The organism is Pantoea sp. CFCC18177 (genome assembly GCF_059412425.1).
Genome location: NZ_JBNBPL010000010.1, coordinates 43,467 through 62,819, shown reverse-complemented (window position 1 = coordinate 62,819; position 19,353 = coordinate 43,467). Strand labels below are relative to the sequence as shown.

Below are 19,353 nucleotides of genomic sequence, written 5' to 3'. Positions count from 1 at the left end.
CCCGCTATTGTTTTGAGGATTTTGAGATGAGTGAGGCTGAAGCCCGCCCAACGAACTTTATTCGTCAGATTATCGACGAAGATTTGGCGAGCGGTAAGCACAGCAGTGTGCATACCCGTTTCCCGCCTGAGCCCAATGGTTACCTGCATATTGGCCATGCGAAATCTATCTGCCTGAACTTTGGTATCGCGCAAGATTATCAAGGACAGTGCAACCTGCGTTTTGACGACACTAACCCGGTTAAAGAGGACCTGGAGTTCGTTGAATCCATCAAGCGTGATGTGCAATGGCTGGGCTTTGACTGGAGCGGAGACATTCGTTACTCCTCAGACTACTTTGACCAATTGTTTAACTACGCGGTTGAGCTGATCAATAAAGGTCTGGCTTACGTTGACGAACTGTCAGCGGATGAGATCCGTGAATACCGCGGCACGCTGACCGCACCGGGTAAAAACAGCCCGTATCGCGATCGCAGCGTGGAAGAGAACTTAGCGCTGTTCCAGAAAATGCGTGATGGCGGCTTCGAAGAGGGTAAAGCTTGCCTGCGCGCAAAAATCGACATGGCGTCCAGCTTTATCGTGATGCGCGATCCGGTGTTGTATCGCATTAAGTTTGCCGACCACCACCAGACCGGTGATAAGTGGTGCATCTACCCGATGTACGACTTTACTCACTGCATCTCTGATGCCATCGAAGGCATTACGCACTCGCTCTGCACCCTGGAGTTCCAGGACAACCGTCGTTTGTACGACTGGGTACTGGACAACATCACCATTCCTCAGCATCCGCGTCAGTACGAATTCTCGCGCCTGAATCTGGAATATGCGGTGATGTCGAAGCGTAAGCTGACGCAACTGGTTACCGAGAAAGTGGTTGAAGGCTGGGATGACCCACGCATGCTGACCGTTTCAGGTCTGCGCCGCCGTGGCTACAGCGCTGCGTCCATTCGCGAATTCTGTCGTCGTATCGGTGTCACCAAGCAGGACAACATCGTTGAGATGGCCTCGCTGGAATCTTGCATTCGTGACGATCTCAATGAGAACGCACCACGTGCCATGGCGGTTCTTGATCCACTGAAAGTGGTGATCGAGAATCTGCCAGCAGGCCATGAAGAAACGCTGACTATGCCTAATCATCCGAATAAGCCGGAGATGGGAACCCGCGAAGTGTCGTTCAGCCGCGAAGTGTGGATCGATCGTGCTGACTTCCGCGAAGAAGCCAACAAGCAGTACAAGCGTCTGGTGCTGGGTAAAGAAGTGCGTCTGCGTAATGCTTATGTGATCCGCGCTGAGCGTGTGGCAAAAGATGAAGAGGGTAACATCACCTGCATCTATGCAACCTGTGATGTCGACACGCTGAGCAAAGATCCTGCAGATGGTCGCAAGGTGAAAGGGGTGATTCATTGGGTGTCAGCGATTCACGCGCTGCCTGCTGAGTTCCGTCTTTATGATCGTCTGTTCAGCGTGCCAAATCCGGCAGCGGCAGAGGACTTCCTGACCACCATTAACCCGAATTCACTGGAAATCAAACAGGGCTTTGTCGAGTCTGGTTTGCGTACTGCTTCGGTAACTGCGCCGTATCAGTTTGAACGTGAAGGCTATTTCTGTGCGGATAGCGTCTATTCGCAGCCGGGTAAACTGGTGTTCAACCGCACTGTCGGGCTACGTGATACCTTTGCCAAAATCGGCGAGTAATCATGTTTGCGATATACCCAAAATAATTCGCGTTGCAGGAAGGCGGCAACTGAACGAATCCCCGGGAGCATACACCAGTATGTGACTGGGGTGAATGAAGGCAGCCAACGCACCTGCGGCTTGAAGTATGACGGGTATAGCACAATATGATCATCTAAGGGCGAGCAATCGCCCTTTTTTATTGCCTGTAATTCACCTCCTGCAACCATTTATGCTGCGGGCCGTGAAATCTGCTTGTTGGCTGTTATTGCGACAATTCTGACTTTAGTAAAATTAACCCATTAGCGAGTGTCAAAAACTTTTTTTCAGGTAGGCTATCCGCTCTCAGACAGGGCTCTGCGGGTTATCAAAGGAAAAAAAATGACAAGTCTCGCGTTGGAAGCTAAACACAGTGTGGTGGTTTTGCATCAGCTGATTGAACGTATTTTCAATCAAGCAGAGGGCAGCGATGACAGCATGGAACTGCTTCTGTCGCACTTTCATCCAGAATTCAAAATGGTCACACCACATGGCAAAGAACTGGACCTGAACGCGACTGAAACACTGTTTCGTCAGTTGCACGGTCAGCGTGAGGGGATGCGAATCGCCACCAGCGAACATGCCATCATTTCTCAGCAAAGCAATGAGATTACCATTCAGTATCGTGAATTACAGATGATGAACGGGACTAACCAGACCCGCATTTCGCTGGCGGTGTTGGACTGCAGCACCACCATTCCACGCTGGCGCTATCTCCACGAAACCTTTGTTGCCTGATTGCAGGCATAAAAAAACCGGTGACGAGCACCGGTTTTTTTATATTGCATAGCACACGTCATTACTTGTCGTGGAGCGTGTCGTCTTCGCGGCAGTCTCCCAGCGCACAGTGACCATAAAGGTACAGGCTGTGGTTGCTGAGTTTAATGCCATGGCGAGTCGCAATTTCACGCTGACGCGTTTCAATTGATTCGTCGCTAAATTCAATCACTTTGCCACAATCCAGGCAGATCAAATGATCGTGGTGATGTTGCTGGGTAAGTTCGAATACGGATTTACCGCCTTCGAAGTTATGACGGGTGACGATACCTGCGTCATCAAACTGGTTAAGAACGCGATATACCGTTGCCAGACCAATCTCTTCGCCCATATCAATCAGGCGCTTGTACAAATCTTCCGCACTGACATGGTGGGACTCTGGTCCTGGTCCCTGAAGCACTTCCAAAATTTTCAATCTTGGGAGAGTGACTTTCAGGCCAGCCTTCTTCAATGCGGAGTTGTTGTCAGTCATGCGGATATTGTCCTGTTACTTTGCGAGTCACTTACGGCTCAAAGGCCTTGAATGTTTAGGTCACGCATATTCTCATTTGCGTCTCATTATAGAACCCAAGCAGTGAAATGAAAACCAAGGCGTCGCGTAAAATCAACAAAAGCTGTAAGGATAAACATCGCTTATGCCATTGAGAAACGTAGTGGTTTGGGTTTCCATTTCACTCAGCCTCATTCTAAAGAGCGAGGAATAAGCGGATGACCATTGCGGGTATTCTACAGATTTGCGGGGAAAAGTTAAAAAACCGTCGCTATTATTTTCATAGGAGATTCCTTTGTTCCGATGTGAGACACCGCTCACATCGGGTAGGGAAGGGGATCAGGCTTCGATGATCTCTTTTAGTTGCAGCTCATCGAAAATCTGCTTAACCCATGCATCAACACGTTCGTTGGTCAGTTCAGGCTGACGGTCTTCGTCAATCGCCAGACCCAGGAAGTGTTTGTCGTCTGCCAGGCCCTTCGAAGCTTCGAAGTGATAACCTTCCGTTGGCCAGTGCCCAACAATAACGGCACCGTTTGGTTCAATAATGTCACGAATGGTGCCCATTGCGTCGCAGAAGTACTCAGCATAATCTTCCTGGTCACCACAACCAAACAGCGCAACCAGTTTGCCATTGAAATCAATCTCTTCCAGGGTTGGGAAGAAATCATCCCAGTCACACTGTGCTTCGCCGTAATACCAGGTCGGAATGCCCAGCAGCAGGATATCGAACGCTGCGAGATCTTCTTTGGTGCTCTTGGCAATGTCATGCACTTCGGCGACATCTTTACCCAGTTGTTTCTGGATCATTTTTGCAATGTTTTCAGTGTTGCCGGTATCGCTGCCGAAGAAAATGCCTACGATTGCCATGGGTTAGATAACCTCTTAAATCCTGATTGTGAAAGTAAGTCAGTTGACTGCACATTTAAGCGAATGATAGCAGACCAGTGAAAAGCGCGGAACGTGTAAAGCCTTAACTTTGTGTTCCTGTGTGCGGTCTGCACACGCTAAGACAGTTTGAGTTGCGCCAGCAGCATTTGTTCAATCAATTCGCTGCGACTGATGTTTTGTTGATCGGCCAAGGTGTTAAGTGCGTCAACAGCTTCGCTGGACATCTTTAGCTCAACACGACGCAGCCCACGCACTTTATCGCGCTTGAGCTGGTTACGTTTGTTGATACGTAACTGTTCGTCACGCGTCAGCAGACTGGTTTTTGGTCGACCGGGACGCCGCTCGTCTGCAAAAAGATCGAGCGTGGTACGGTCTGTCTGTTCTTTTGCCATGATTTGTGAAACTGAGTGGGCGCGAACGGCGGAAAGGCGCTGCGCGATTTATACATTATCGGCCCGACCGCGGCGAAAAAATCATCCGCGGCAAATTTTTAGCGCGACATCATACTCCAGCGCCATCCGTGACGCCAACCCTAAACCGCTAACAGCAAGCTTTTGCTTTTACAGGTTAAAAAAGCGACGAACCGCGCGCAAAACCGCATCAGGTTTTTCCGCGTGCACCCAGTGACCGGCACCGCTGATCACATGTGCATGGGCCTGCGGGAACTGACGCAGCAGCGCATCGCGATGCTGATTGTCCAGATAAGGCGAATCACCACCACGAATAAACAGTGCCGGGTGGGGCCAGGCAGGGATGGCTTCCCAACCAGAAATCGTGGTGTAGTTATCCCACAGGACAGGGACATTAAAGCGCCATTCCCCCTCGGCAAACGATTTCAGGATGAACTGAATGACTCCCTCTTCGTTGATGTACTGGCGCATCACTTCTGCGGCTTCACTCCGACGCGTCACGCCTGCGGCGGTCACGGCACGAATCGCGGCAAAGATTTCATCGTGACGGCGCGTTTGGTAATCAACCGGGGCGATATCGATCAACACCATCTTCTCGATGCGTTCCGGTGCCACGGCACTCAATGCCATGGCGATCTTTCCGCCCATCGAATGGCCAATCACGCTGGCACGTTCAATCTGGTGAGCATCCAGTGTGTCAACGATGTCTTGCGCCATCGCGGCATAATTCATGATCTCGCTGCGTTCGGATAACCCATGGTTACGCACATCAACTTGCAGCGTTGGGCGTGCATCGCGCACTCCGCGTGCCAGTACACCCAGGTTATCGAGGCTGCCAAAAAGGCCATGAATTAACAGAATCGGTGTGGCATCAGGCGAAGATTGTTCAGTTTGCAGACGGGCGTTCAAAATCATGGCTAAAGTTCTTACGGTTGTGACCTTGGCATAGGTTATCATGGATTCACCTGTCCAGGAGCCAGCCGGCCAGGCATTAGGGCATATTCCGACTTTTGCCCTGAAACGATGCCAGCGCTATCGGCTGCTACGGATTTAACTTTATAATCCTTATGTTAGAGCCCGCTCACATTTTGCACGACTGGATTTTGCTAAGGCCGTTGCAACAATGCGTGGTTCTGTCATTTGCCAGAATTGTACGGAATAAGATGAAAACGATTGAAGTTGACGAAGAACTCTACCGTTATATTGCCAGCCACACGCAGCACATTGGTGAAAGCGCCTCCGATATTTTGCGCCGCATGCTGAAGTTCACTGCAGGCCAGAGTGCGCCCGCCGCACCTGCCGCCAGTGCGACAGTCAAGGAAGCGCAGCCTGCGCGTAACGACGCGCGTCCTCAGGATCGCGTGCGTGCCGTGCGTGAACTGCTGCTTTCCGATGAGTATGCTGAGCAGAATAAGGCGGTTAATCGCTTTATGCTGGTACTGTCAACGCTCTATCGTCTTGATCCGGCAGCTTTTGCTGATGCTACTGCCTCGCTGCAGGGCCGCACGCGCGTTTACTTTGCGGGTGATGAGCACACGCTGTTGCAAAATGGCACCCATACTAAGCCGAAGCATGTTCCCGGCACGCCGTACTGGGTGATCACCAATACCAATACAGGTCGCAAATGCAGCATGGTTGAACACATCATGCTGGCTATGCAGTTCCCTCAGGAACTGACAGAGAAAGTTCGCGGCACCATTTAAACCGAAGCGTCAGGGAGAAGCGCCAATGGCCAATCACCCCCGTGCCGGGCAACCCGCCCAGCAGAGCGATTTGATTAACGTTGCACAATTAACCTCGCAGTATTACGTCCTGAAGCCAGATGCGGCGAACCCGGACCATGCGGTGAAATTTGGCACCTCCGGCCACCGCGGCAGCGCGGGACGTCACAGCTTCAACGAAGTGCACATTCTGGCGATTGCGCAAGCGATCGCTGAAGAGCGCAAAAAGAATGGCATCACCGGTCCTTGCTACGTGGGTAAAGATACCCACGCACTGTCTGAACCGGCAATTTTGTCGGTGCTGGAAGTGCTGGCGGCCAACGGCGTGGACGTCATTGTGCAGCAAGAGAATGGCTACACGCCAACGCCTGCGATCTCCAATGCCATTCTTGAGCACAACAAGCGTGGTGGCGCGCAGGCCGATGGTATCGTGATCACGCCTTCACATAACCCGCCAGAAGACGGTGGCATCAAGTACAACCCACCAAACGGTGGACCGGCTGATACCAATGTCACCAAAGTGGTGGAAGATCGGGCTAACCAACTGATCAAAGGCGAGTTGAAAGATGTGAAGCGTCTGCCGCTGGATCAGGCATGGGCGAGTGGTCATATCGTGGAGCAGGATCTGATTCAACCTTACGTTGAAGGGCTGGCTCAGGTTATCGATTTCCCGGCTATCCAGAAAGCAGGCCTGAAAATTGGCGTTGATCCACTCGGTGGTTCGGGCATTGCCTACTGGCAGCGCATTGCTGAGCATTACAAGCTGGATTTGACCATTGTTAACGATGCTGTCGATCAGACCTTCCGCTTTATGCATCTGGATAAAGATGGCGTGGTGCGCATGGACTGTTCGTCAGAGTGTGCGATGGCTGGTCTGCTGGCATACAAAGATAAGTTTGATTTGGCATTTGGCAACGACCCGGATTATGACCGCCACGGTATCGTCACGCCTGCTGGCCTGATGAATCCTAACCACTATCTGGCTGTCGCGATCAACTACCTGTTCCAGCATCGCCCGCAATGGGGCAAAGATGTGGCAGTGGGTAAAACCCTGGTGTCCAGCGCGATGATTGACCGCGTGGTAAACGACATCGGTCGCAAACTGGTTGAAGTGCCGGTTGGCTTCAAATGGTTTGTTGATGGCCTGTTTGATGGCAGCTTCGGTTTCGGTGGCGAAGAGAGTGCGGGTGCTTCCTTCCTGCGCTTCGATGGCTCCGCCTGGTCAACCGATAAAGACGGCATCATTCTGTGCCTGCTGGCGGCAGAAATTACGGCCGTGACCGGTAAGAATCCGCAGCAGCACTATGACGAGCTGGCAGAGCGCTTTGGTGCGCCAAGCTATAACCGTCTTCAGGCGCCTGCGACTTCAGCGCAGAAAGCGGCACTGTCTAAGCTGTCACCTGAGATGGTCAGCGCGGACACGCTGGCAGGCGATCCGATCACTGCACGTCTGACGGCTGCGCCGGGTAACGGTGCATCCATTGGCGGCCTGAAAGTGATGACGGAAAACGGCTGGTTTGCCGCACGTCCGTCAGGCACTGAAGATGCCTACAAAATCTACTGTGAAAGCTTCCTCGGCGCTGAGCATCGCCAGCAGATCGAGAAAGAAGCGGTGGAGATTGTCAGTGAAGTGCTGAAAAACGCGTAATGACTGACAGAAATGAAAAGGCCGCTAAGCGGCCTTTTTTTATGGCATGAAGCGGTAACCGATTCCGGTTTCAGTGATCAAATGGCTGGGTTGGGTCGGGTTCGATTCCAGCTTTTGGCGCAGATGACCCATATAGATGCGCAGATAATGGCTGTGCTCCACCGCATTTGGCCCCCACACCTGATTCAGCAGTTGCCGCTGCGTCAGCACTTTGCCCGCGTTATTCACTAATAAACTCAGCAAGCGAAACTCTGTTGGCGTCAGATGAATCTCCTTTTCATTGCGCAGCACACGCCGTGCTGCCAGATCCACACTCACTTCGCCAAATTTCACTACCGGTTCAGGTTGGCTGCTTTGATGACGACGCAATGCAACCCGCACGCGCGCCAGCAATTCACCAATGCCAAACGGTTTGGTCAGATAGTCATCGGCACCCGCATCCAGCGCATCAATTTTATCCTGCTCATCACTGCGTGCAGACAGCACAATCACCGGCATGCTGCTCCACTGGCGCACTTCGCGGATAAAGTCATTGCCATCCCCATCGGGCAGACCAAGATCGAGGATCACCAGGTCCGGCTTGCGCGTCGCGGCTTCAATCAGTCCACGCTGTAATTGCTCCGCTTCCACAATTTTCAGGCCCTCGCTCTCCAGCGCCAGGCGCACGAAACGGCGGATCTCCTTTTCATCTTCAACAATCAAGATGGTCGTCACGCTGACTCCTGCCACAGGTAAAGTTAACACGGCACTTTATCAAGAATCTGACACCACGTCCGCGCTGATATTTATAACCTTAAGCGATCGATAGTTTTACATCTTTGTAACTAACTTTCAGGTAAGCCTGATTAGTGCAAAAAAAGATCAAAATAAGTGGTCGGATGAGTAGTAAAATTACACAAACAAGGGTAATATCTGAGGCAGATCACATTTAACACAAAAATAATCACGAGGGGGCAAAGATGTATCAGGCATATCCACTCTATAAAATCGTACTGCGCCGCGTGCTGGTGGTATTGGGCGGTTTACTCGCGCTGCCGGTGATGCTGTTCCGCCAGGATCGTGCGCGTTTTTACAGTTATCTGCACCGTGTATGGTGCAAAACCAGCACCATGCCCGTCTGGCTGGCGCAGTCTGAAGCGGCTGCCGGTATCTACTGGTAATCGCGCTGCCTCGACAATAACCCGGGACTTGTTGCGAAGTACCGGGTTTTTTTATCCGAATTTTTCATTTCCGGCTTATGTCCCCGCTGTTATCAGCGTCTATTTCGGCTACACTTAAAACCTCTACAAGATTTTGGAGGTTGTACAAGTATGAGCGAAAAAATTCCTGTTGGTATCAGTGCTTGCCTGCTCGGGGATAAGGTCCGGTTTGACGGTGGCCACAAGCGTTTCGCTTTTGCAACCGACGAGTTGACACCTTTCATCCGTTTTGAGCCGGTCTGCCCAGAGATGGCGATTGGTCTGCCGACGCCACGTCCAGCCCTGCGACTGGTTAAAGAGTCGGATGAGCAAATCCACCTGTGCTTTAGCAAAGATGGCGGCCAGGAAGTCACGGATGAGATGCAGCGTTGGTCTGCCGAACGAGTGAAATCTCTGCATCATCTGTGTGGCTACATTCTTTGCGCCAAATCCCCGAGTTGCGGTCTGGAGCGGGTGCGGGTGTATCAACCTGATACCAATGACAATCGTAAAGCCGGCACCGGCATTTTCACCGCCTTCCTGCAAAAAGAGATGCCCTGGCTGCCGCTGGAGGAAGATGGCCGTCTGCATGATGACGCACTGCGTGAAAACTTCATGGGCCGGGTGTATGCGCTGCATGAGTTCAATGAGATGTGGCGCAGTGGGTTGACGCGCCACAAGCTGATTGCCTTCCACAGTCGATACAAATTGCTGTTGCTCTCCCATGCGCAGGACGAGTATCGGGAAATGGGGCGCTTTGTCGCAGCGATGGAGCAGTGGGACTCGCTGGAAGACTATGCATATGAATACCGCATCCGCTTGATGCATCTTATGTCGCATCAGGCTTCTCGGCGTAATCACACCAACGTGCTGATGCATGTGCAGGGCTATTTCCGTCCGCAACTGACCTCACCGCAGCGTCAGGAATTGGCCCAGCTCATCGACCGCTACCGTACTGGCGTACAACCGTTGTTGGTGCCTATCACCATGCTGAAACATTACATGGCGGAATTCCCGCACCCATGGCTGGCGCAGCAGCGTTACTTTGATCCTTACCCGGAAGCGCTGCGTCTGCGCTACGGTCAATAATTCCGGAGCGCTATGACCACCCATCTCGTCTGGTTGCGAAACGACCTGCGCATCAATGACAACACCGCTCTGGCTGCCGCCTGCCGTGACAGCCAGGCGACAGTGCTGGCGCTGTTTGTGGCGACACCCAAACAGTGGCAGCAGCACCATATGGCGCCGAAACAGGCGGCGTTTATCCATCAGAACCTGTGCTTGTTGCAGGACTCACTGGCCGAGCGCGGCATCAAGTTGCACTACCATCAGTGTGATGATTTTGGCGCGTCAGTGGATTACCTGAGTGAATTTTGCCAGCAGCATCAGGTGGATGAGCTGTATTATAACTATCAATATGAGATCAATGAGCGCGAACGCGATGCTGCGGCCGAAAAGCGCCTTGATGCACAGGGCGTGATTTGCCAGGGGTTTGACGACAGCCTGCTGTTGCCGCCGGGCAGCGTTCAGACCGGCAATCACAGCATGTTTAAAGTTTTCACGCCGTTCAGCCGTGCCTTTGTGCGTCGATTGCATCAGGGGTTGCCAGAGTGCCACCGTGCACCGCCAGCGCGCCGAGATGCCCCCGTCAGTGCTGGCAAAAAAATTCCCGCTTTCGATTATCCGTTTGAAGAAATTGATGCATCGCTGTTTCCCGCTGGCGAAGAGGCCGCGTTGAAACAGCTGCGCCATTTCGGCAAGCAGGCGGTGCAGCATTATCCCGAAGTGCGCGATTTACCGGCACTGGATGGCACCAGCCGCCTGTCGCCGTATCTGGCGATTGGCGTGTTATCTCCGCGCCAGTGTTTGCATCGCATTTTGAAAGAGCACCCTGATGCGCTCAATGAAGGCAAAGCGTTCACCTGGCTCAATGAACTGATTTGGCGCGAGTTTTATCGTCACCTGATGGTGGCGTTTCCGGCGCTATGTAAACACCAGCCGTTTGTGGACTGGACGCGTAACGTAAAGTGGCAAAAAAATGCCGAGCACCTCACCGCGTGGCAGCAGGGTAAAACCGGCTATCCGATTGTGGATGCGGCGATGCGTCAACTGAACACCCTGGGCTGGATGCATAACCGGCTGCGCATGATTGTTGCCAGTTTCCTGGTGAAGGATCTGTTGATCGACTGGCATGAGGGCGAGCGCTATTTTATGCAGCAGTTGATTGATGGCGATCTGGCCGCCAACAACGGCGGCTGGCAGTGGGCGGCGTCCACCGGTACCGATGCCGCACCGTACTTTCGTATCTTCAATCCCACCACCCAAGGCGAACGCTTCGATAAGCAGGGCGAATTTATCCGCCAGTGGTTGCCAGAGTTGCAAGACGTGCCGGATAGCGATATCCATCAGCCTCAGGTCTGGGCGCAGAAAAATAACAAGAAACTCGATTATCCCGCGCCAATCGTGGAACATAAGGACGCACGTAAAAAGACACTAGATGCCTTTGAGCACGCGCGCAGCGTGGCTTAAGCGGTCAGGGAGCCGGAATGAATAATGTCGAGTTAGAAAAGATCGTAAATCTTCAGCTGAACACCAGCGCCTTCAGTGACTATGCCCCTAACGGTTTGCAGGTCGAAGGCCGTGCCGACGTGAAAACCCTTATCACCGGGGTCACGGCTTGTCAGGCGCTGTTAGATGAAGCGGTAAAGCGCAATGCCGATGCGATTTTGGTGCATCATGGTTACTTCTGGAAAAGCGAATCACCGCTGATTAAAGGGATGAAGCGCCAGCGCCTGCGCACCTTGTTGACCAACGACATCAACCTGTATGGCTGGCATCTGCCGCTGGATGCGCACCCTGAATTGGGGAACAACGCGCAGCTGGCGAAGCTGTTCGATATTGACGTTAAAGGTGAAATTCAACCGTTAGTGCCTTGGGGTGAACTGGCTGAACCTGTGAGTGGCGAAGCGCTGGCCGCAAAAATTGCCGAACGGCTGGGACGCACACCGCTGCACTGTGGTGACAACGCGCCGGCACTGATCAAACGTGTGGCCTGGTGTAGCGGCGGCGGTCAGGGCTTTATCGACAGCGCAGCGGCCTTTGGCGTAGATGCCTTCATCAGCGGTGAAGTCTCCGAACAAACCATCCACAGTGCGCGCGAACAGGGTTTGCATTTCTTTGCCGCCGGGCATCACGCCACCGAACGCGCCGGTATTAAAGCCTTAGGTGAATGGCTGGCTGAAAATCATGGTCTGGATGTCACCTTTATTGATATCGATAATCCTGCCTGATCTCCCTTTCTCACGCCCTTAACCTGCGTTAAGGGCGCAAATCGGTTGACACACCTCCGTCACTTTCGCATAACTTATTGACTTTAAGCATAAGCAAAGCGCTTTGCGGGCATTTTTTGTCCGCTTTGGTGATGACCAGGAGGTAGGTTTTGCAACGAGCACGTTGTTATCTGCTCGGTGAACGGGCGGTGGTGTTGGAACTGGAACCACCGATTTCGTTGACCAGTCAGCAGCGCATTTGGGGATTATGCCAAAGGCTGCAGCACAATGATCAGGTGCAGGAAGTGATTCCGGGGATGAACAACCTGACGCTGCTGCTGCGCGATCCTCAGCTGAATGCGCTGGATGCCATCGAGCGTTTACAGCGCTGGTGGGAAGAGAGTGAAGAGCAGATTCCTGAATCGCGCCGGGTTGAGATCCCAGTGATGTACGGTGGCGTCGGTGGCCCCGACCTGCAGGTAGTGGCCGAGGGCGCCAGTATGACGCCAAAGCAGGTGGTTGAACTGCACAGTAGCACAGACTACGTGGTGTATTTCATCGGCTTCCAGCCGGGTTTCCCCTACCTGGGCGGCCTGGACGAGCGGCTGCACACGCCTCGTCGCGCTGAGCCTCGGGTGCAAGTTCCCCGTGGTTCGGTGGGAATTGGTGGTAGCCAGACCGGCATCTATCCTCTGGCCGCACCGGGTGGCTGGCAGTTGATTGGTCAGACCCAGCTCAGCTTGTTCGATCCTTTACAACATCCGCCAACGTTGCTGCGTCCTGGCGACAGCGTGCGCTTTGTGCCGCAGCAGGAGGGCGTATGTTAAACATTTTACGAGCCGGATTGATGACCTCGATTCAGGATCAGGGGCGCAGTGGCTGGCGGCAGTATGGCATCAGCGTGAGCGGCGCACTCGATCAGCCGTCGATGCGCACCGCCAATATGCTGGTGGGCAACCCGGAAGAGAGCGCGGTGCTGGAAATCGTGCTCGGTCAGTTTAAAGCCGAGTTCAAGCGTGACGGCTGGTTCGCACTGACCGGTGCGGGCTGTAACGCCGACCTCGACGGCAAACCAGTATGGACCGGCTGGCGCTTGCCGGTGAAAAAAGGGCAGGTGTTGTCTCTGGCGATGCCGGTGCGCGGGATGCGCAGCTATCTGGCGGTGAATGGCGGTTTTGCCACAGATGCCATGCTGGGTTCGCACAGTACCGATCTCAAAGCCGGCTTTGGGGGATGGCAGGGGCGCAAACTGCAAGATGGTGATCAACTGCCGTTAGGGAAAGCCACGCGTACTTTCAAGGCAAAAGCCGGTGTGCGCCAATTGCTGTGGGGCAACCGCATCCGCGCTTTACCGGGCCCAGAATACAGCGAATTCACACGTGAAGCGCAGGAAGGATTCTGGCGCAGCCCGTGGAAGCTCAGCCCGCAGAGTAATCGTATGGGCTATCGCTTACAGGGACGGCAGCTACAGCGCAAAGCCACGCGTGATTTGCTCTCTCACGGATTAGTGCCTGGCGTGGTGCAGGTGCCACCGAATGGCCAACCGATTGTGCTGATGGCCGATGCGCAAACCACGGGCGGTTATCCACGTATCGCCTGCGTAATCGAAGCTGACCTCTACCAACTGGCGCAAATTCGCCTCGGTGAACCCATCCACTTTATCCATTGCACCCTGGAAGAAGCCCTGCTGGCGAAGCAGCATCAACAGCGCTCCTTCGATCAAATAGCCTGGGGGCTTGCTCATGAAGATTGATCTCAATGCCGATCTCGGTGAAGGCAGCGCCAGCGATCAGGAACTGCTGACGCTGGTAAGTTCTGCCAACATCGCCTGCGGTTTCCACGCTGGTGATGCGCAAACCATGCTGCAATCGGTGCGCTGGGCTAAAGCCAGCGGTGTAGCGATTGGCGCACATCCCAGCTTCCCAGATCGGGAAAACTTTGGCCGTACCGCCATGCAGCTCCCGCCGGAAACGGTGTATGCCCAGATGATTTATCAAATTGGTGCACTGAAAAGTATCACTGAAAGTGAAGGCGAACGTCTGGTGCATGTGAAGCCACATGGCATGCTTTACAACCAGGCAGCCGGAGATGCTCAGCTGGCGGATGCGATTGCGTGCGCCGTTAAAGCGGTTGATCCCACATTAATTCTGGTCGGTCTGGCAGGGAGTGCCTCCATCGCGGCCGCTGCGCATCATGGCTTGCGCACGCGCGAGGAAGTGTTTGCCGATCGCGGCTATCTGGCGAGCGGCGCACTCGTGCCGCGTAGCCAGGCAGGGGCGATGATCGAAGAGGCCGATCTGGCTCTGGCGCAGACGCTGGCCATGGTGCAACAGCGCCAGGTGCAGAGCATCAGCGGTGAGTGGGTGAAGGTCAATGCAGAAACCGTTTGTCTGCACGGCGATGGCGCGCACGCACTGCAATTCGCGCGTACGCTGCGTGCGGCATTTACGGCACATCAAATCGCTGTCACCAGCGCATAACAATGATTCACCCGCCCGGCAGCAGCTTGTCGGGCTTTTTATTTTCTGATGAGGGTAAACAATGGATAACGTGGTCAATCTCTGGCCGTTACTCGGCATTGCCACTATCGTTCTGGGGTTCGTATTGCGTTTTAACCCAGTGCTGGTGGTGATTGTCGCCGGTTTTGTCACGGGACTGGCGGCGCATCTGCCGCTGGCGGACATTCTGGAAAAGTTGGGTTCCGGCTTCCTGAACACCCGTAACCTGCCGCTGATTTTGTTACTGCCGTTGGCGGTTATCGGCTTGCTGGAGCGCCATGGTCTGAAAGAACGTGCGCAAACCTGGATCGCGCAGATTAAAACCGCAACGGCTGGCCGTTTGCTGATCGTCTACCTGTTCGTGCGTGAAATCACGGCGGCACTGGGATTAACCAGCCTTGGCGGCCATCCACAGATGGTGCGTCCTCTGTTAGCGCCGATGGCAGAAGGGGCCACTGAAAATCGCTACGGCGAAGTGCCCGATGAAGTCCGCTATCGTCTGCGAGCCATGTCGGCAGCCACCGATAACGTCGGTCTGTTTTTTGGTGAAGATATTTTTGTCGCATTTGGTGCCATCATCTTCATGCACAACTTTATGCAGGAGTCGGCTGGCATCAGCACCGAACCTTTGCATATCGCGTTGTGGGGCATTCCTACCGCGCTTTGCGCCTTCCTCATCCACTCAGCACGTTTAGTGCGTCTCGACCGTCAGCTTGCGCGTGAATTAGGCGCACTGAATCAGCAGGCACTGAACGCCAAAGGAGGGCAATAATGTTTCAGCAACAATATTTGATGTGGCTGGCGGGTGTCATCCTGCTGGTGGTGGCGGTGCTCTCCTGGCGTGACAGCGCCAACCCACGCCGTTTTACCACCGGACTATTCTGGGCGCTGTATGGCCTGATTTTCCTGCTCGGTGATGGTGCTTACCAATTGATGGGACAGTGGGCGGGTGATGCCGCGCTGGGTAAGCGTTGGTTACACATCGGCGTAGGTGTGGCCGTGGTACTGATGGCGCTGATTGCTGGCTTCGGAGGCGTGCGCCTGGGCAGCTATCATCAGCGCAGTGATAAGCAGAAACAGGAAAGCGCCGGGCGTCTGCGTAACAAACTGTTCCTGCCTGCGCTGGCGATTCCTGTGGTGACGGTGATTGGCGTACTGGCGTTTAACAATATTCCCGGCTTGCAGGATGCAGTGTTCGGTCCTGGCAACCACTCTACGTTGGTGACGCTGTTCTCGATGATGGTGGGCTGTGTGCTGGGCTGGTTAATTGCCTTGAAGTTCACCCACGAAAAACCGCTGCAGTCGATTCAGGAAACGCGTCGCTTACTGGATGCCGTGGGCTGGGCCTTTATTTTGCCGCAGATCCTCGCCACCTTGGGTCTGCTGTTCACCAGCGCCGGCGTGGGCACGGCCATTTCCCATCTCACCGAACAGTATCTGGCGGTAGATAACCGTCTGATTGCGGTAGCCGTGTATGCGATTGGCATGGCGCTGTTGACCATGGTGATGGGCAATGCCTTTGCAGCTTTCCCGATTGTCACTGCGGGGATTGGCATTCCAATTCTGGTGTTGCAGCATGGTGGTAATCCCGCGGTGATGGCGGCGATTGGCATGTTCTCTGGCTACTGCGGCACATTGATGACGCCAATGGCGGCTAACTTCAACATCGTGCCTGCTCGCTTGTTAGAACTGCCGGACCGTAATGCAGTGATCAAGGCTCAGGTGCCCACCGGTGTGCTACTGTTGGTGGTAAACGTGTTCCTGCTCTACTTCCTGATGTTCCTGTGAGGCCGTAATGAAAACCGTATTGATGACCGCCTTTGAACCTTTTGGCGGTGAAAGCATTAACCCTTCGTGGGAAGCCGTACGCAGTTTTGATGGCAAAGAAATCGCGGGTGCACGCATTGTGGTGCGCCAGCTGCCAGTGGTGTTTGCCAGCTGCGGCAAAGTGCTGACACAGGCGCTGGAAGAGATTCAGCCAGACCGCGTGCTGTGCGTGGGGCAGGCGGGAGGACGCAGCGATATTACCGTTGAACGCGTGGCGATTAACGTGAATGACGCGCGTATTCCTGACAACGATCGGCAGCAACCGATCGACCAGCCTATTGTGGCAGATGGTCCAGCCGCTTACTTCTCCACGTTGCCCATTAAGGCGATTGTGGCGGCACTGCGCGAAGTCGGCGTGCCCGCGTCGGTGTCGCAAACGGCGGGGACCTTCACCTGTAATAACGTGATGTACAGTTTGCTGCACTGGTTGCAGACCACCCATAGCCCGGCGCGGGGGGGATTTATCCATATCCCCTATATGCCAGAGCAGGCGGTGAACCATCCCGGTGTGGCGAGCATGGCAACCGCCAGCGTGATTCTGGCACTGGAAACCGCACTGCAGGTGATCTTGAGCACTGAGCAGGACATTCGTGTCGTTGGTGGCGCAACGCACTAACAGGAGATGTGATGCCTGAGGGACCGGAGATCCGCCGTGCGGCGGATCAATTGGCCGCGGCAATGGTGGGCAAACCGCTGACTGATGTGTGGTTTGCCTTTCCTGAGCTGAAAACCTACGAACCGGCGCTGATAGGTGAAACCATCAACGCCTTCGAGACGCGCGGCAAAGCGCTGCTGACGCACTTTTCTAACGGCTTAATTCTTTACAGCCATAACCAACTCTATGGTGTCTGGCGCGTGGTGCCCACGGGAACCGAACCCAATACCTCGCGGCAACTGCGCGTGCGCCTGGCGAACGCCGACCAAACCATCCTGCTGTACAGCGCCTCCGATATTGAACTGCTCAACGCGGATACTTTAGGTGCACATCCTTTCCTGCAGCGGGTCGGACCCGATGTGCTTGACGCCAGCCTGACGGTGGAGGAAGTGCGCGAGCGATTGCTGTCGCCGCGTTTTCGTCGTCGTCAGTTTAGCGGCCTGTTACTCGATCAGGCATTTTTGGCTGGCTTGGGTAATTATCTGCGCGTGGAGATTTTATGGCACGCGGGCTTGTTAGCGTCCCATCGTGCGCAAGATCTGACTGAAGTGCAGCTCAATGCGTTAAGTGAAGCGACGCTGGCAGTACCGCGTTTGTCGTATCAGATGCGTGGCAGTATGAAGAAATATCACGAAGAGGCGGCATTTCGTTTTGAAGTGTTTCATCGCCAGGGCAAGAAATGTCGGCGTTGTGGCACTCTTATCGAGAAGGGCGTGCTGTCATCGCGACCGTTCTACTGGTGTCCGGGATGCCAGAAATGAAAAGGGCGGGATAACCCGCCCTCTGTTTTATTTCTTCAGCGCCGAAGTGAATGGACGCTCGGTGTAACCGGTATACAGCTGACGTGGACGCGCAATCTTCATGCCTTCGTCGTGCATCTCTTTCCAGTGTGCAATCCAACCCACGGTACGCGCCATCGCGAAGATCACGGTAAACATGGAAGACGGAATGCCCATCGCTTTCAGAATAATGCCAGAGTAGAAATCGACGTTTGGATAGAGTTTACGTTCGATGAAGTACGGGTCGTTCAGCGCAATGTGTTCCAGCTCCATCGCCACTTCCAGCAGATCATCTTTCATGCCCAATTCGTTCAGCACTTCGTGACAGGTTTCACGCATCACAGTGGCGCGCGGGTCATAGTTTTTATAAACACGGTGACCAAAGCCCATCAGGCGGAATGAATCGTTTTTGTCTTTCGCACGACGCACGAACTCTGGGATGTGATCCACAGTGCTGATCTCTTCCAGCATGCGCAGGGTGGCTTCGTTGGCGCCGCCGTGAGCCGGTCCCCACAGGGAAGCAATACCGGCCGCGATACAGGCAAACGGGTTCGCACCAGAAGAACCGGCGGTACGCACGGTGGAGGTGGAGGCGTTCTGCTCATGGTCGGCGTGCAGGATCAGAATACGGTCCATAGCGCGTTCCAGTACCGGATTCACTTTGTACTCTTCACATGGTGTAGCGAACATCATGTGCAGGAAGTTACCGGCATAGGACAAGTCATTGCGTGGGTATACAAACGGCTGACCGATGGAATATTTGTAACACATGGCTGCCATGGTCGGCATTTTCGACAACAGACGGAAAGCGGCGATTTCGCGGTGACGTTCAATATTAACGTCTAAGGAGTCGTGATAAAACGCGGCCAACGCGCCTGTTACGCCACACATCACTGCCATTGGATGCGAATCGCGGCGGAAGCCATGGAACAGTCGGGTGATTTGTTCGTGAATCATGGTGTGGCGGGTAACGGTAGTGCGGAACTCTTCGAACTGGGCCTGGGTCGGGGCTTCACCATTCAGCAGGATGTAACACACTTCGAGATAGTTGGAGTGGGTTGCCAGCTCAGATATCGGGAATCCGCGGTGTAACAGAATGCCTTCATCACCGTCGATAAAGGTGATTTTAGATTCGCATGACGCAGTAGAGGTAAAGCCGGGATCAAAAGTGAACAGGCCATGTGAGCCCAAGGCGCGGACATCAACAACATCTTGTCCCAGCGTACCTTGCATCACATCCAGTTCAACGGAAGCGTTATCTTGTAGGGTTAGCGTCACTTTTTTATCTGTCATTTTTCGTCTCCATAGCGCCTTAGTAGGTAAGGATCTTAGACACCAGAATAGCCTTCATGTTGTGTAAAACCACAATCTTCACAGTATCACTCTGCGGTAACGTTTGTCGTGCAGGGTTACAGAGCTAAAGATGCGTTAGGGCCAGTCGGTGGCGTTCGGGCATGACATGCTGAACAGCGCGGATGTTAAAGATCCTGTCACGACA

Annotated in this window: 21 protein-coding genes; 15 read left to right on the top strand and 6 right to left on the bottom strand. The window is 53.9% G+C overall.

The window, feature by feature from the left end:
* The first annotated feature begins 26 nt into the window (after window positions 1-26).
* Entirely contained in the window at window positions 27-1,694 is a 1,668-nt protein-coding gene (gene glnS / locus ACPUC8_RS12540; RefSeq protein ID WP_039330478.1) for a glutamine--tRNA ligase, read from the top strand.
* Between the two features lie 360 nt (window positions 1,695-2,054).
* Complete coding sequence (locus ACPUC8_RS12535; RefSeq protein ID WP_494926430.1) at window positions 2,055-2,450, top strand: hypothetical protein; 396 nt, start codon at window positions 2,055-2,057, stop codon at window positions 2,448-2,450.
* 61 nt (window positions 2,451-2,511) lie between these two features.
* Here ACPUC8_RS12535 and fur read toward each other — a convergent pair whose 3' ends face one another.
* From fur to ybfF, 4 genes are all read right to left on the bottom strand, one after another.
* A complete protein-coding gene (gene fur / locus ACPUC8_RS12530) occupies window positions 2,512-2,961 on the bottom strand; it encodes a ferric iron uptake transcriptional regulator (RefSeq protein WP_007890672.1) in 450 nt (149 codons plus the stop codon).
* Between the two features lie 357 nt (window positions 2,962-3,318).
* The gene (gene fldA / locus ACPUC8_RS12525; RefSeq protein ID WP_034829111.1) at window positions 3,319-3,849 is read right to left on the bottom strand and encodes a flavodoxin FldA; all 531 of its coding nucleotides are present in this window, start codon (window positions 3,847-3,849) and stop codon (window positions 3,319-3,321) included.
* 137 nt (window positions 3,850-3,986) lie between these two features.
* A complete protein-coding gene (gene ybfE / locus ACPUC8_RS12520) occupies window positions 3,987-4,262 on the bottom strand; it encodes a LexA regulated protein (protein ID WP_039330471.1) in 276 nt (91 codons plus the stop codon).
* A gap of 168 nt (window positions 4,263-4,430) precedes the next feature.
* Window positions 4,431-5,195 (bottom strand): esterase, encoded by a 765-nt coding sequence (gene ybfF, locus ACPUC8_RS12515; RefSeq protein ID WP_039330470.1) that lies wholly within the window; start codon window positions 5,193-5,195, stop codon window positions 4,431-4,433.
* A gap of 248 nt (window positions 5,196-5,443) precedes the next feature.
* Here ybfF and seqA point away from each other — a divergent pair, with 248 nt between their 5' ends.
* Together seqA and pgm are read left to right on the top strand one after the other, a co-directional pair.
* The gene (gene seqA / locus ACPUC8_RS12510) at window positions 5,444-5,983 is read left to right on the top strand and encodes a replication initiation negative regulator SeqA (protein ID WP_039330468.1); all 540 of its coding nucleotides are present in this window, start codon (window positions 5,444-5,446) and stop codon (window positions 5,981-5,983) included.
* Window positions 5,984-6,008: 25 nt separating this feature from the next.
* Entirely contained in the window at window positions 6,009-7,649 is a 1,641-nt protein-coding gene (gene pgm / locus ACPUC8_RS12505; protein ID WP_084937772.1) for a phosphoglucomutase (alpha-D-glucose-1,6-bisphosphate-dependent), read from the top strand.
* Window positions 7,650-7,688: 39 nt separating this feature from the next.
* Here pgm and kdpE read toward each other — a convergent pair whose 3' ends face one another.
* A complete protein-coding gene (gene kdpE / locus ACPUC8_RS12500) occupies window positions 7,689-8,363 on the bottom strand; it encodes a two-component system response regulator KdpE (RefSeq protein WP_039330465.1) in 675 nt (224 codons plus the stop codon).
* A 245-nt stretch (window positions 8,364-8,608) separates the two neighbouring features.
* Between kdpE and ACPUC8_RS12495 the strand changes: the two genes are divergently transcribed.
* The 11 genes from ACPUC8_RS12495 (at window position 8,609) to nei (ending at window position 17,837) form a co-directional block, all read left to right on the top strand.
* Window positions 8,609-8,809 carry a DUF2517 family protein gene (locus ACPUC8_RS12495; protein WP_039330462.1) on the top strand — a complete coding sequence of 67 codons (201 nt, stop codon included), beginning with the start codon at window positions 8,609-8,611 and terminating at the stop codon, window positions 8,807-8,809.
* 150 nt (window positions 8,810-8,959) lie between these two features.
* Complete coding sequence (locus ACPUC8_RS12490; protein WP_494926429.1) at window positions 8,960-9,916, top strand: YbgA family protein; 957 nt, start codon at window positions 8,960-8,962, stop codon at window positions 9,914-9,916.
* Window positions 9,917-9,928: 12 nt separating this feature from the next.
* Window positions 9,929-11,356, top strand: coding sequence for a deoxyribodipyrimidine photo-lyase (phrB, locus tag ACPUC8_RS12485; RefSeq protein ID WP_494926428.1), 1,428 nt, complete (start codon window positions 9,929-9,931; stop codon window positions 11,354-11,356).
* A 17-nt stretch (window positions 11,357-11,373) separates the two neighbouring features.
* Window positions 11,374-12,117 carry a type 2 GTP cyclohydrolase I gene (locus ACPUC8_RS12480; protein WP_494926427.1) on the top strand — a complete coding sequence of 248 codons (744 nt, stop codon included), beginning with the start codon at window positions 11,374-11,376 and terminating at the stop codon, window positions 12,115-12,117.
* 149 nt (window positions 12,118-12,266) lie between these two features.
* Complete coding sequence (pxpB, locus tag ACPUC8_RS12475) at window positions 12,267-12,923, top strand: 5-oxoprolinase subunit PxpB (protein ID WP_494926426.1); 657 nt, start codon at window positions 12,267-12,269, stop codon at window positions 12,921-12,923.
* Window positions 12,917-13,849: a 5-oxoprolinase subunit PxpC gene (gene pxpC, locus ACPUC8_RS12470; RefSeq protein ID WP_058972615.1), complete on the top strand. Its 933-nt coding sequence runs from the start codon at window positions 12,917-12,919 to the stop codon at window positions 13,847-13,849. The genes pxpB and pxpC overlap by 7 nt, the downstream gene beginning before the upstream one ends.
* On the top strand, window positions 13,839-14,576 hold the full coding sequence (gene pxpA, locus ACPUC8_RS12465) for a 5-oxoprolinase subunit PxpA (RefSeq protein WP_494926425.1): 738 nt from the start codon (window positions 13,839-13,841) through the stop codon (window positions 14,574-14,576). Before pxpC ends, pxpA begins: the two co-directional genes overlap by 11 nt.
* 61 nt (window positions 14,577-14,637) lie before the next feature.
* Entirely contained in the window at window positions 14,638-15,366 is a 729-nt protein-coding gene (locus ACPUC8_RS12460) for a DUF969 domain-containing protein (RefSeq protein ID WP_039330450.1), read from the top strand.
* Window positions 15,366-16,382, top strand: a complete 1,017-nt coding sequence (locus ACPUC8_RS12455; RefSeq protein ID WP_058972618.1) for a DUF979 domain-containing protein — start codon at window positions 15,366-15,368, stop codon at window positions 16,380-16,382. The genes ACPUC8_RS12460 and ACPUC8_RS12455 overlap by 1 nt, the downstream gene beginning before the upstream one ends.
* 7 nt (window positions 16,383-16,389) lie before the next feature.
* Window positions 16,390-17,037, top strand: coding sequence for a pyroglutamyl-peptidase I (gene pcp / locus ACPUC8_RS12450; RefSeq protein ID WP_039330446.1), 648 nt, complete (start codon window positions 16,390-16,392; stop codon window positions 17,035-17,037).
* An 11-nt stretch (window positions 17,038-17,048) separates the two neighbouring features.
* Window positions 17,049-17,837: an endonuclease VIII gene (nei, locus tag ACPUC8_RS12445; protein WP_039330445.1), complete on the top strand. Its 789-nt coding sequence runs from the start codon at window positions 17,049-17,051 to the stop codon at window positions 17,835-17,837.
* Window positions 17,838-17,864: 27 nt separating this feature from the next.
* Here the strand turns inward: nei and ACPUC8_RS12440 are convergent, their stop codons facing one another.
* Window positions 17,865-19,148, bottom strand: coding sequence for a citrate synthase (locus ACPUC8_RS12440; RefSeq protein WP_039330443.1), 1,284 nt, complete (start codon window positions 19,146-19,148; stop codon window positions 17,865-17,867).
* Between the last annotated feature and the right edge of the window lie 205 nt (window positions 19,149-19,353).